Source organism: Streptomyces chlorus (assembly GCF_042655885.1).
Classification (GTDB): domain Bacteria; phylum Actinomycetota; class Actinomycetes; order Streptomycetales; family Streptomycetaceae; genus Streptomyces; species Streptomyces chlorus.
The window spans coordinates 173,288-185,575 of record NZ_JBHSOA010000035.1 but is presented as its reverse complement, the minus strand read 5'-3'; the positions used below and the strand labels follow the sequence as shown (position 1 = coordinate 185,575).

Below are 12,288 nucleotides of genomic sequence, written 5' to 3'. Positions count from 1 at the left end.
AATGGACGCCGGCGGGCCGGCAGGTCAGTGAACCGCGGCCACGAACTCCGCCCAGCTCCCGGGGGAGATGAGCAGCGCGGGTCCGGACGGGTCCTTGGAATCGCGCACGGCGAGCAGTCCGGCTCCGGGGCCGGAGGCCGGCCGGGCCGTCTCCACGCAGTTGTTCGCGCCCGTGCTGTAGCTGCTGCGCAGCCACCGCACACCCTGCAGATCGGTGCTGGAGAGAAGGGTCCGAGGCGGAGCGGGCATCGTGCCTCCTTACACGCCGGCAGCTGTCCCGGCGATGAAATCCAACGAGTCCTCTGGCGAAAGGGCGTGGACCGAGAGGGCGTTGAAAGCCTCCGAGTACGCCTGGAGGTCTTCTTTCCACTCCAGATAGAGGCTACTCGTCAAGTGGTCGAGAACTACAACATCCAGATCAGAAGTGCGCGAAAATGAGAAGATTACGAAAGGTCCGGTGACGCCGATGTGCGCCCCGGCTGTGAACGGCAGTACCTGAAGCCTTACTTGGGGGAGGCGCGCCGCCTCCACCAGCCGTTCCAGCTGACGGGTCATGACACCGGGGCCGCCGACCTGCCGCCGCAGCACCGCCTCGTCGAGGACCGCGCTCAACTCCAGCGGCGGATCCGCCCGCAGGATGTCCTGCCTGGCCAGCCGTACCTCCACCAGCGTGTCCAGCCGCTCCTCGGAGGCGCCCTCCAAAGCGGCCTCGGTCACCGCCCGCGCGTACTCGGGCGTCTGCAGCAGTCCGGGAACCACCGTGGTCTCCAGGGTACGCATGGCGCCGGCCTGTGACTCCAGGCTGATGAAGTCCCGGTAGGTGGGCGGCAGTACCCCGCGGTACGCGTGCCACCAGTGGTGCCGTCCGCCGTTGTCGTCGGACCCCGCCAGCACCAGCAGCAACTCCCGCAACTGGACGTCGGTCAGACCGTAGGCGTCGAGCAGTAACCGCACATCGGCCGGTTTCACCCCGCTCGTACCCGTCTCGATGCGGCTCACCTTCGACTGGTGCCAGCCCACCAGCCGGGCCGCCTCACCACTGGTGAATCCCGCCGACGTGCGCAACGAGCGCAGTTCGGCGCCCAGTTTCCGGCGGCGTACCGCGGGACCGTGCTGCATGGCTTCCCCCTACTCCCTCCGGGCCACCCCAATACGGTCTCCCGTCGCAGAGTTCACCGATTTGAGCGACAGATATATGCATATCTTGGCCGTATCGTCGCCGACGGTCTGCGGTGATGGCAGTCTGGCGACGAAGCACCAGTGCGGGACCGTACTCGAATCAGCCGCTCCGTGTCGGACTGCGGTCCCGTGGAAAGGGACGACATCGCCATGGCAGACCATCTGGAAGCATCCATCACTCTGCCGAGCGAGCCCGCCTCGGTCTCCGCGGCCCGCGCCCATGTGGTGGGCACGCTGACGGAGTGGGGCATGCCGGAGGACACGGAAGTGTCCGACACCATCCGGCTGATCGTGTCCGAACTCGCGACCAACGCCGTGCAGCACACCCTGGGGCAGTCACCCACGTTCACCGTGGACCTCGTCCTCGACCGCGACGACCAGCTGTGCATCGGGGTCACCGACAGCCACCCGAGGTTCCCCAAGCGGCTCCCCGCTGCGGTCCAGCAGGACAACGGCCGGGGGCTGGTCATCATCCGCTGGTTGACCGTGGAGTGCGGCGGCAGGATGAGAGTCCGCCCCACCAGAGAGGGCGGGAAGACCGTCTCCGTCGTCCTCCCGTGGACCGTCCCCGCCGAGCCGGCCACGGCGGTCGAAGTGGCAGGACAGCAGGAACCGTAGGGGGCCATGGCACGAGCGAGGACGAGGGTGGGAAGAGGAGCGAGCAGAGGCAGAGGCAGGGAAGCGAAAGAGGACCTGCTCACCCGTTCGGGCGATGCGCAGGTCCTCGAGCCGCCGCACCGGTGTGTTGTCCGGGCGTCGTTCAGTGCGTTTGGCGGGGCGGCGGCAGAGGGGTGCCGCCGCCCTCGCGGATCACTTCACCCGGCCGTACCAGACGCTGCGGGTCCAGATCTTCTGCAGGCGCACCACGTCCCCGGTCTTGGGCGCGTGCCAGAGCTTGCCCCGGCCCGCGTAGATGCCCACGTGGTAGACGTTCTGGCCCGAGTGGAAGAAGACCAGGTCCCCCGCCTTGCGGTTCGAGGCGGAGATGTGGCGGGTCTTGTTGTACTGCTGGGCCGCAGTACGGGGCAGCTGCTTGCCCGCCTTCTTGAACGAGTAGAGGGTGAGTCCGGAGCAGTCGAATCGGCTCGGTCCGGTGGCGCCCCACCGGTAGGGCGCGCCCTGCTTGGACGCGGCGATCTTGAGGGCCTTGGCGGCCGGAGTCGCGGCCGCCGCCTCCGAGGCGGTGCCGGGGAGGACGATCGAGCCGCCCACGGCGGCGAGGGTGAGGGCCGAGGCCGTGCCGGCCCTGGCCATGAGAGACGGGACACGATTGAGCGCGGTCATGCGCAACCCTTCGTCAGCCGCCTGTGAAGGATGACCTGTCGGATTCGGGCTGGCGAAGTTGCCCGGCCGCACGAGTGCGGCTTCACCCCAAGGGCTACCCGGCGCGGGAATCGAACTCCCGTCCTGGCGACCCGTCTTGCTCGGGTCCTCCACTCCTGCCGATCCACTCCTGTCGACCGGTCATCCGGGCGGCGGCAGGACTCGGCGTCCGCCCGGATCGCCCCGCCGCGGCGGCGGGGTCTTGTCGTCAGTGAGTGATCTTGGCAACCGTCGGCCCGAAATCCCAATGGAACCGGGGGTTTGTGTTGTTACTCACCACTCATCCGTTCGAGTGGACAGCCCCGCGTCCGGGCTGCCGTCCGGAGTGCCGAGGAGTCCCGGACCAGCATCGGAGTGACCTGTTCCGGTAAGTGGCCACGCGTGGTGCGCAACTGTGACGGCCCGAAAAGAAGTGGACATATACACCGGTTGGCGGTACCCCCTTTGGTCCGTTTCAACTCCGGTGCGGACGCGCCGCCGACGCCGTCCCCGGCCGGACCGGTACAGGCGTCAACTGCCGGAGCCCGGCGGCAACGTGACCCGGGCCGTGCGCCGGTCGCCGTCCAGCACCCGCAGGGCCCGGGCCAGTGTGGCGGCGTGCAGTTCGGTCTCGCCGCGCCGGTGCATCAGGGTCAGCGCGTCGCGCAGTGCGACGGCCTTGCCGACCAGCGCCTGTGCGGCGCGCAGTCCACGATAGGTGTCGCCGTCGCGGGCCGGGTTGATCCGGCCGAGCAGGTCGACGGCATCGAGGTAACAGTCGATCAACTCGGCCTCGGCGCGGGTCAGCGCGGGCAGCGGCGGCAGTTCGGGGGGGGCAGCATCGGCGGTTCACCTCGCGCCGGGAGTGGGGCGCGGGCTCTCACGGTCGGTCAGGATCCGGTCGGCGAGGCCGTACGTCACTGCCGCCCGCGCGTCGAGGACGGTGTCCCGCTCGATGTCCGACCGCGCCTGTTCCGGGGTGCGGTGGGTGTGTCGGACCAGCATGTCCTCGATCCGGTCCCGGACCCGCGACAGTTCCTCCGCCCGGACAGCCAGGTCGCTCGTACTTCCCTCCGCCGGCTCCGGCAGTACCGGCTGACGGAGCACCAGTCGCGCCCCCGGCAGCACGTACCGCTTGCCGGGCGTTCTGGCGGCCAGAAGCAGCGCGGCCGTCCCGTCCGCCCGGCCCAGGCAGACCGTCTCGACCTCGCAGGTGACGAAGCGCAGGGTGTCGTAGATCGCCGACATGGCGTGGAAGGAGCCGCCGGGGGAGTTGACGTAGAGGGCGATGTCCCGGTCGGGGGCCCGGTGCTCCAGGTGCATGAACCGGGCGATCAGGCCGTTCGCGGAAGTCTCGTCGATAGGTGTCCCCAGGAGGACGATCCGCTCCTCCATCAGCTTCCCGTACGGATCCGTGGTCCGGTGCCCGAACGCCGTGGGGTCGGTGAATCCGGGCACGACATGGCGGGCGAGCGGTCGGGTCATTGGCTCCTCCTCGCGGCGGCTATCTGTAAAAAATGTACAGGACGTACGTGACGTTATGATGGGGGCATGGCCTACGAGATTCCGGTGACACAAGCGAGGGCTGAGCTCGCCGACCTGATCAACCGTGTGGTGTACGGCGGTGAGCGCGTCGTAGTGACCCGGCACGGAAAGCCCCTCGTCGCCCTCGTTTCCGCCGAAGACCTGCGACGACTCGACCAGCTCCAGGAGCTCGACGAGGGCCGGGAGCCCGCCGACGAGCAGATGATCAGCACGGTGGCCGGGGTCCACGGAGCCGCGTCCGCTCCCCGCGAACGGCAGCGCTTCGGCATCGCCGCGGAGCACCGGGGAGCAGCCACGTCGTAGGCGGCCCGGAGCCCCGGTGGCACGTCGCCCCGCGATTCGGCCCGGCGGACGAACGGTGAGGGGCGGCCGGATGACTCCCGGCCGCCCCTCACTCATGGGCTGCTCCTGCGCTTACGAGGCCGGCGGCCTGCCCGGCCCGTCCGGCGGGTGGTTCAGCTCCGCGGCAACCGCGGGAGCCGGCGCTTCTCCTCCGCCTTGCGCTCGGCCTCCTCCGCCTTGGCGACGGCCGCGTACTGGTCGACGTACTCCTGTCCGGACAGCGTGAGGATGGCGTACATGATCTCGTCAGTGATGGCACGCAGGATCGCCCGCTCGTCCTCCATGCCCTCGTAGCGCGAGAAGTCGAGGGGTTCGCCGAAGCGGATCGCCACGGGGTGGAGGTTGGGGACGACCTTGCCGGGCGGTTGCGCCTCGAAGGTGCCGATCATCGCGCACGGAATCACCGGGACGCCGGCCTTGAGAGCCATCACCGCGACCCCGACCTTGCCCTTGTAGAGGCGCCCGTCATGCGATCGTGTGCCCTCCGGGTAGATGCCGAGCAACTCCCCCTTGCCCAGCACCCCGAGACCCTCCCGGATAGCGGCCTGGCCTGCGTCCTTGCCGGAGCGGTCGACCGGGATCTGCCCCGCGCTGTGGAAGAAGAACGCCGTCAGCCGGCCCTTGATGCCGGGCCCGGTGAAGTACTCGGCCTTGGCGAGGAACGTGATGCGCCGCTTGAGGATCGAGGGCATCAGGAAGTGGTCCGAGAACGACAGGTGGTTGCCGGCGACTATGGCCGCACCGGACGACGGCACATGCTCCAGGCCCTCTATTCGAGGCCGGAAGACCAGTCTCAGCAGCGGGCCCAGAAGTACATATTTCAGCAGGTAGTAGAACAAGGGCGCGCTCCTCGACTCCGTCGGACGGGCCCAGCGGCGTGTTGCAGCAGGTCAACCGGCACGTCATGGGGTTGTCAGTGTAGGTCGGGGCGGGACTGTCCGGCACCATGTGCGACAGGGCCGGGGTGCGGGCCGGGGCGGAGCCCGCCGGGCGACTGAACGCCCGTCAGCGCACGGGCGGGCGAGGACGTGTGCCGCCGTGGCCTCTGCCCGGGCCCGCTTCACGGGCGGAGCGCCCCGAGGGAGCTCCGTTGGGCTTCGTACCATGCGGATCTCCGTCTCCTCCGACATGGATGAACCCGTGGACCGCGCCCTGCTCGCTGAACTGAGTGCGGCAGGAGTGTCCGCAGGAGACGTACGGTGCCGGAGGTGTCAGCCGAAGAGAAGGTCGTCCGGGCCGGTCAGTGACTGCTCGGCCCAGATGACCTTCCCGTCGGGAACGAAGCGGGTGCCCCACCGCTGGGCGAGCTGCGAGACCAGCAGCAGCCCGCGCCCGCCCTCGTCCATGGCGCGGGGATGACGCAGATGGGGTGTGGTCGCACCGCCGTCGAACACCTCGCAGACCAGTGCGCGCTCCCGGATCAGCCGCAGCCGGACGGGGCCGGCGGCGTGCCGGATGGCGTTGGTGACCAGTTCGCTGACGATCAGCTCCGTGGTGAAGACCAGCTCCTCCAGGCCCCAGCGGCCCAGCTGCCGGGTGGCCGCCCTGCGGGCCTCGGCCACCACGGCCGGATCCGCCGGCAGGTCCCAGAAAGCCACCTGGCCGGCGTCCAGGAGCCGGGTACGGGCCAGCAGCAGCGCCACGTCGTCGTACGGGCGGACCGGTACCAGGGCGTCCACCACGGCCCGGCACCGCTGCTCCAACGAAGCGGTGGCCCCTTGCAGCGCCTGCCGCAACCGGTCCTGGCCGGTGGCGGTCGAACCCGTCGTCGTGTCGGTCAGCAGCCCGTCGGTGTGCAGGGCGAGCGTGCTGCCCTCGGCCAGGGACAGCTGCACCGCCTCGAACGGCGGGCCGCCCACGCCGAGCGGGGGCCCTGCCGGCAGCTCGACGAAGCCGACCGTGCCGTCGGGCGCCACCAGAGCGGGCGCGGGATGGCCTGCGGCGGCCATCGTGCACCGGCCGTCGACCGGGTCGTAGACGACGTACAGGCAGCCGGAGCCCACCGAATGGCCGTAGATCCCCTCCGGCATGGTCCCCTTGTCCCGCGCCGTCCGCGCCGCCAAGTCGTCGAGATGCGCCAGCACCTCCTCCGGCGGCAGATCCAGCGCGGCCAGGGTCTGAACGGCGGTCCGCAGCCGGCCCATCGCGGCGGCGGCGTCGATGCCGTGTCCGGGAACCTCGCCGATGACGAGGGCGACGCGGGCACCGGACAGCGGGATCAGGTCGTACCAGTCGCCGCCCAGGCCGGTCAGTTCGTCGGCCGGGCGGTAGGACGCGGCCACCTCGACGGCGTCCTGCTCCGGAAGCCGACGGGGTAGCAGGCTGCGCTGCAGCACGAGCGCCGCGTCCCGCTCCCTGGTGTAGCGCCGGGCGTTGTCCACACAGACGGCGGCGCGGGAGACGAGGTCCTCGGCCAGATTCAGGTCGTCCTCGCGGAAGGGGTCCCGGCGACGCCGGAAGAACACGGTGACGCCCAGGGCGACCCCCCGGGCGCGGATCGGCACGATCATCACACTCTGCAGCCCCAGCTCCAGGAACGTGGCCTCCCGGCGGCCGGGCGTGCTCTCGGCCCACCCCAGGGCGAGCGGGTCGAGCTGCTCCTGACGCCAGGACCGGCCCGTGGCCAGGCAGCGGACCGGCGGTGAACCGGGCAGATAGGAGACCAGCGCGCCGATGTCCCGGACCGTGCGCGGCAGATCCCCGTACGCCGACCGGTGGCCCGCGCGGCGCAGCGGCACCCTGTCCGTCTCCGCGAGCGGTCCTGGCGGGAGCTCGGCGCCCCGCAGCACCGTTTCCAGAAGGTCCACGGTCACGAAGTCCGCGAACTCCGGGACGGCGACGTCGGCCAGCTCCTGTGCGGTGTGCATGACGTCCAGGGTGCGGCCGATGTGCTGTCCGGCCCGGTCGAGCAGCGCGAGGCGCTGGCGCGCGCGGTGCCGATCGGTGATGTCGACGACGCTGTAGTGGACGCCCATCGGGCGGCCCCGGTCATCGTCGAGCCGGGTGAACGACAGCATGTGCGCCGTCTCCCGCAGCGGCGCCGAACGGACCTGGCCGACGTGCTCGAAGCCCGTCACCGGCTCGCCGGTCTCCAGCACACGGCGCATCTGCGCCTCGACGGACTCGGCGTCCAGGCCGGGCTGGACATCGGCGAACCGCAGTCCCAGCCGCTGCTGGGCAGGGCCGCCGCCGAACTGCTCGAGCGCGGGGTTCGACCACACGTACCGCAGGTCCGTGTCCACGATCGCGAGCCCGATCGCCGATCCGGCGACCATCTGCTCCAGCATCGCGCGACTCATGTCCCAGCCGGAGGAGCCGGCCAGCTCCGACAGCAGCACCAGCAGGGACGAGTGGCCGCGCGGCTCCACGGTCCGCAGCACCCTGACCATGAGGGGGACCCGGTGTCCGTCCCGGTGCCGGGCCGTCATCAGGCCGGCCCAGCCGTCGTCGGCCCGGCAGCGCCTGACCAGATCCGGCACTCGCTCGGCGTCCTCGGCGGTCAGCAGGTCGGACAGCTTCCCGCCCACCGCCTCGGCCGCCGTGTACCCCAGCAGCCGTTCGGCCGGACCGGTCCAGTTCGTCACCACGCCCTGCGGATCGAGCAGCAGGGGAACGGCGTCGGCCACGCCGAACCCCTGCCGGGCAACGTCCTGCTCCCCGTGCCCGCTCACGTGTCCGCCCACGGCCGACCTCATCCGTCGCTGGGAGTGGTCTTCCACCTCTTGACCCCATCTTCACCCGGGAACCGGGCAGGGGGCTTCCTGGGTGAGGACCGGACCGCCGAACAACGGGCGGACGGGCGGACGGGCGGACGGAAACCGGGCCGCCCGTCCGTCCGGTCCCGTCCGCCACGGGTCGGGCAGAACCCAGGAACGAGCCGAAGGTCAGCCGCCCTGGCCCAGTACCTTCCCCAGCGTCTCCAAAGCGTCCTGGAGTTCCTCGCCCCGGACGGTGAGCGGCGGGGCCAGCCGGATGGTGGACCCGTGGGTGTCCTTGACCAGGATTCCCTCCCGCATCAGCCGCTCACTGACCTCACGTCCGGTGCCGAGCGCGGGGTCGACATCGACGCCCGCCCACAGCCCGCGCGAGCGGAAACCGACGACGCCCCGGCCGACCAGGGACTCCAGCCCGCCGCGCAGCACCACGCCCAGTTCCGTCGCCCGGCGCTGGAACTCGCCCGTCTCCAGCAGCTCCACCACCGCCGTACCGACGGCCGCGGCCAGCGGATTGCCGCCGAACGTCGAGCCGTGCTCCCCGGGGTGCAGTACCCCGAGCACCTCGCGCCGGGCCACCACCGCCGACACCGGGACGATGCCGCCGCCCAGCGCCTTGCCGAGCAGCACCATGTCCGGGACGACCGACTCGTGGTCCACGGCGAGCGTGTGCCCCGTACGGCCGAGCCCCGACTGGATCTCGTCCGCTATGAACAGACATCCCGCGCGGCGCGTCAGCTCCCGTATGCCCGCCAGATAGCCGTCGTCGGGGATGTTCACCCCCGCCTCGCCCTGGATCGGCTCGATCAGCACCGCCGCCGTCGTGTCGTCGACCGCCGCCTCCAGTGCCGCCAGGTCGTTGTAAGGGACGACCCGGAAGCCCGGGGTGAAGGGCCCGAAGCCGGCGCGGGCGGTCTCGTCCGTCGAGAAGCTGACGATGGTCGTCGTCCGGCCGTGGAAGTTGTCCGCGGCGACCACGATCGTCGCCCGGCCGGCCGGGACGCCCTTCACGTCGTAGGCCCACTTGCGGGCCACCTTCACCGCGCTCTCGACCGCCTCGGCGCCGGTGTTCATGGGCAGCACCATGTCCAGACCGGTCAGCGCGGCCAGCCGCTCGGCGAACTCGGCGAGCCGGTCGTTGTGGAAGGCGCGCGAGGTCAGCGTGAGCCGGTCCAGCTGGCGGTGCGCCGCCTCGGTCAGCGCGGGATGCCGGTGGCCGAAGTTGAGCGCCGAATAGCCGGCCAGCATGTCGAGGTAGCGGCGGCCCTCCACGTCCTCCACCCACACGCCCTCCGCACGGGCGACGACCACGGGCAGCGGGTGGTAGTTGTGCGCGAGGACCGGTTCCTCCGCACCGATCAGCTCGGCGGACGAACGGGTACGGGCGGCAGCGGTCATGAGCGGATCTCCTGAGTGCAGCACTTGATCCCGCCGCCTGCCTTGTGGAACTCGGACAGGTCGACGGGGACGGGAACGTAACCGCGATCGGCGAGCCGCGCGGCGAGGGCCGTCGCCCCCGGGGAGACGAACACATGGCGTCCGTCGGAGACGGAGTTCAGGCCGAAGGCCATGGCGTCCTCGCGGGTCGCGGTCACCGCGTCCGGATACAGCCCGGCCAGCACCTCGCGGCTCCCCGGCGAGAACGCCTCCGGGTAGTACGCGATGTTCTCCTCGTCCAGCGCGAACAGCGCCGTGTCCAGGTGGTAGAAGTACGGATCCACCAGCGTCAGGCCGATCACGGGCACCCCGAAGAACTCCTGCGCCTCGTGATGCGCCTCGCGAGTGGTGCGGAACCCGGTGCCGGCGAGGATCCAGCGCCCGGCGGGAACCAGGTCGCCCTCGCCCTCGCACACCGACTCCGGACGGTGGACGTCGAAGCCCTCCGCCTTGAACCAGGTCTCGTACGGCACGGACTCGGGGCGCCGCTCGGGCGCCAGGAACAGGGAGCCGAGGACACGGCCCCCGACGACGACCGCCGCGTTCGCGGCGAACACCATGTCGGGCAGGCCGGGCACCGGTTTCACGCTCTCCACGGTATGACCGTGGGCGCGGTAGACGTCGACCAGCATGTGCCACTGGCGCTGGGCCAGGGCGAGGTCGACGGGACGGTCGGGACACATCCAGGGGTTGATCGCGTACCGCACGGCGAAGTGTCCGGGGTCGCAGACGAGATAGCGCCGTCGGGACGGCACACGGGTATCGGTCACAGAGGGGTGCCTCCGCCTCCACGCGGTGTCATCAGGGGTGTGTCCACGGTAGAAAGGGACCGGGGCGGACGACAAGGAACATGAGTTGCGCACTCACGCAGTAATGCTGCGTGTTCCGACTGCTCCGCGCACGTCTGCTGCGCCTCGTGCGAGGCCCGTGAGCTCTACGGAGCCGGCTGGCTCGCGCCCGCCTCCGGACTCTCCGGGATCAGATGGGACAGCACCATCACACTGATCGTCTTCCGGATGAACGGCTCCGCACGGATCCGCTCCAGCACCTCCTCGAAGTGCTCCACGTCCCGTGCCCGCAGATGCAGCAGCGCGTCGGCACCCCCGGTCACCGTCATCGCCGCGGCGATCTCCGGATGGTTGCGCACCACCTCCGCCAGCCGCCGGGGCGGCGCCGCCCCCTCGCAGTACACCTCGACGTACGCCTCCGTACGCCAGCCCAGCGCCGACGGCCGCACCGTCGCCGTGAACCCGGTGATCACCCCCGTCTCGCGCAGGCGGTCCACCCGGCGCTTGACCGCCGTCGACGACAGACCGACCGCCGCGCCGATCTCGGCGAAGGACGTCCGGGCGTTCGCCATCAGCGCGGTGACGATCTGTCGGTCGAGCTCGTCGAACGGCGCGGGCCTGCTGCTCATACCCGCACTGTAACCAGCACCGGCCGGCCTCCGCCGTCACGCGGTGAGCGTCCCCGCCGTCACGCGGCGACCGGTGCCGGTCGCCGCGGCGCCCGTGCACCGCCCCGGGCCCGCGGGGCCGCCCGAGCCCCTCCCGGCCGACGGAAAAGCCCACGTCCGAGCCATGTCCAGACGTGGCAATCCCCTCTAGACTCCACCTTCATGCTGCGCGCCCTGGCCGTCGACGACGAACGCCCCTCGCTGGAGGAACTGCTCTACCTGCTGCACGCGGACCCCCGCATCGGCAGTGCCGAGGGCGCCGGCGACGCGACCGAGGCGCTGCGCCGCATCAACCGCGCCCTGGAGTCGGGGCACGACGGACCCGAGGCCGTCGACGTCGTCTTCCTCGACATCCAGATGCCCGGCCTCGACGGTCTCGACCTCGCCCGGCTGCTCGGCGGGTTCGCCCGGCCGCCGCTGGTCGTGTTCGTCACCGCCCACGAGGACTTCGCCGTGCAGGCGTTCGACCTCAAGGCCGTCGACTACGTGCTCAAGCCCGTCCGCAAGGAGAGGCTGGCCGAGGCGGTCCGTCGCGTCGTCGAACTGCGCGCCGCCGCACAGCGCGGCAGCACCCCGCGCATCCCCGTGCACGAACCCGACCCGGACCACATAGCCGTCGAACTCGGCGGCGTGACCCGCTTCGTCGCCGTCGACGACATCACGCACGTGGAGGCCCACGGCGACTACGCGCGCCTGCACACCGACCGCGGCAGCCACCTCGTCCGCATACCGCTGTCCACACTGGAGGAACGCTGGCGCTCGCGCGGCTTCGTCCGCATCCACCGCCGCCATCTCGTCGCCCTGCGCCACATAGGGGAACTCCGCCTCGACGCGGGCACCGTGAGCGTCCTGATCGGCTCCGAGGAGCTTCAGGTCAGCCGGCGGCACGCCCGTGAACTGCGGGACCTGCTGATGCGCCGGACCACGAGCTAGGGGAGAACGCGTGCCCCAGGACCCGACCGAACGCCGCGTGGTCGTCACCGGCCCGCCCCGCCGTGCCCGCCGCTCCTTCGGCTACTACCGCCCGCGCACCGAGATCGACGAGCAGACCACCCTCGGCCACACCTACGTCCGTTCCCTGATGCGTATCCAACTGCGCACCGGACTGACCGTGTTCGCCGTCCTCGTCCTGCTCATCGGCCCGCTCCCGCTGGTCTTCGCGGCCGCCCCGGACGCCCGCAGACTGGAGTGGGCGGTCCTCGGCTTCGGGCTCTACCCGCCGCTGGTCCTGCTCGCCCGCTGGTACGTACGCCGCGCCGAACGCAACGAACGCGACTTCGTGCGGCTCGTCGAGGACCGCTGAGGGAACGCAGG

Annotated in this window: 14 protein-coding genes and 1 riboswitch; of the genes, 4 read left to right on the top strand and 10 right to left on the bottom strand. The window is 70.9% G+C overall.

Annotation, left to right across the window (positions count from 1 at the left end; translation table 11 throughout):
- Window positions 1–24: 24 nt before the first annotated feature.
- Both ACFPZI_RS17480 and ACFPZI_RS17475 read right to left on the bottom strand, forming a co-directional pair.
- Window positions 25–249, bottom strand: coding sequence for a DUF397 domain-containing protein (locus ACFPZI_RS17480; protein WP_381364008.1), 225 nt, complete (start codon window positions 247–249; stop codon window positions 25–27).
- Between the two features lie 9 nt (window positions 250–258).
- Window positions 259–1,119, bottom strand: coding sequence for a helix-turn-helix domain-containing protein (locus tag ACFPZI_RS17475; RefSeq protein ID WP_381364006.1), 861 nt, complete (start codon window positions 1,117–1,119; stop codon window positions 259–261).
- A gap of 210 nt (window positions 1,120–1,329) precedes the next feature.
- Between ACFPZI_RS17475 and ACFPZI_RS17470 the strand changes: the two genes are divergently transcribed.
- Entirely contained in the window at window positions 1,330–1,797 is a 468-nt protein-coding gene (locus ACFPZI_RS17470; RefSeq protein WP_381364004.1) for an ATP-binding protein, read from the top strand.
- A gap of 192 nt (window positions 1,798–1,989) precedes the next feature.
- On the opposite strand, the gene ACFPZI_RS17465 is transcribed toward ACFPZI_RS17470, so the two are convergent.
- The 3 genes from ACFPZI_RS17465 to ACFPZI_RS17455 form a co-directional block, all read right to left on the bottom strand.
- On the bottom strand, window positions 1,990–2,463 hold the full coding sequence (locus ACFPZI_RS17465) for a C40 family peptidase (protein ID WP_381364002.1): 474 nt from the start codon (window positions 2,461–2,463) through the stop codon (window positions 1,990–1,992).
- A gap of 3 nt (window positions 2,464–2,466) precedes the next feature.
- Window positions 2,467–2,667, bottom strand: a riboswitch (cyclic di-AMP (ydaO/yuaA leader).
- Between the two features lie 345 nt (window positions 2,668–3,012).
- Window positions 3,013–3,267 carry a hypothetical protein gene (locus ACFPZI_RS17460; RefSeq protein ID WP_381364000.1) on the bottom strand — a complete coding sequence of 85 codons (255 nt, stop codon included), beginning with the start codon at window positions 3,265–3,267 and terminating at the stop codon, window positions 3,013–3,015.
- Window positions 3,268–3,330: 63 nt separating this feature from the next.
- Window positions 3,331–3,966 (bottom strand): ATP-dependent Clp protease proteolytic subunit, encoded by a 636-nt coding sequence (locus ACFPZI_RS17455; RefSeq protein WP_381363998.1) that lies wholly within the window; start codon window positions 3,964–3,966, stop codon window positions 3,331–3,333.
- A gap of 66 nt (window positions 3,967–4,032) precedes the next feature.
- Between ACFPZI_RS17455 and ACFPZI_RS17450 the strand changes: the two genes are divergently transcribed.
- Window positions 4,033–4,329, top strand: coding sequence for a type II toxin-antitoxin system Phd/YefM family antitoxin (locus ACFPZI_RS17450; protein ID WP_381363996.1), 297 nt, complete (start codon window positions 4,033–4,035; stop codon window positions 4,327–4,329).
- Between the two features lie 152 nt (window positions 4,330–4,481).
- Here ACFPZI_RS17450 and ACFPZI_RS17445 read toward each other — a convergent pair whose 3' ends face one another.
- The 5 genes from ACFPZI_RS17445 to ACFPZI_RS17425 all read right to left on the bottom strand — a co-directional run bounded on the left by ACFPZI_RS17445 (window position 4,482) and on the right by ACFPZI_RS17425 (window position 10,935).
- A complete protein-coding gene (locus ACFPZI_RS17445) occupies window positions 4,482–5,207 on the bottom strand; it encodes a lysophospholipid acyltransferase family protein (RefSeq protein ID WP_381363994.1) in 726 nt (241 codons plus the stop codon).
- 372 nt (window positions 5,208–5,579) lie between these two features.
- Window positions 5,580–8,039, bottom strand: coding sequence for a SpoIIE family protein phosphatase (locus ACFPZI_RS17440; RefSeq protein ID WP_381364111.1), 2,460 nt, complete (start codon window positions 8,037–8,039; stop codon window positions 5,580–5,582).
- Window positions 8,040–8,252: 213 nt separating this feature from the next.
- A complete protein-coding gene (rocD, locus tag ACFPZI_RS17435; RefSeq protein ID WP_381363992.1) occupies window positions 8,253–9,479 on the bottom strand; it encodes an ornithine--oxo-acid transaminase in 1,227 nt (408 codons plus the stop codon).
- The gene (ddaH, locus tag ACFPZI_RS17430; protein WP_381363990.1) at window positions 9,476–10,288 is read right to left on the bottom strand and encodes a dimethylargininase; all 813 of its coding nucleotides are present in this window, start codon (window positions 10,286–10,288) and stop codon (window positions 9,476–9,478) included. Before ddaH ends, rocD begins: the two co-directional genes overlap by 4 nt.
- Window positions 10,289–10,452: 164 nt before the next feature.
- Entirely contained in the window at window positions 10,453–10,935 is a 483-nt protein-coding gene (locus tag ACFPZI_RS17425; RefSeq protein WP_055592719.1) for an Lrp/AsnC family transcriptional regulator, read from the bottom strand.
- Window positions 10,936–11,136: 201 nt separating this feature from the next.
- Between ACFPZI_RS17425 and ACFPZI_RS17420 the strand changes: the two genes are divergently transcribed.
- The gene (locus ACFPZI_RS17420; RefSeq protein ID WP_381363988.1) at window positions 11,137–11,907 is read left to right on the top strand and encodes a LytR/AlgR family response regulator transcription factor; all 771 of its coding nucleotides are present in this window, start codon (window positions 11,137–11,139) and stop codon (window positions 11,905–11,907) included.
- 10 nt (window positions 11,908–11,917) lie between these two features.
- Window positions 11,918–12,277: a hypothetical protein gene (locus tag ACFPZI_RS17415; protein ID WP_055592721.1), complete on the top strand. Its 360-nt coding sequence runs from the start codon at window positions 11,918–11,920 to the stop codon at window positions 12,275–12,277.
- Window positions 12,278–12,288: the final 11 nt, after the last annotated feature.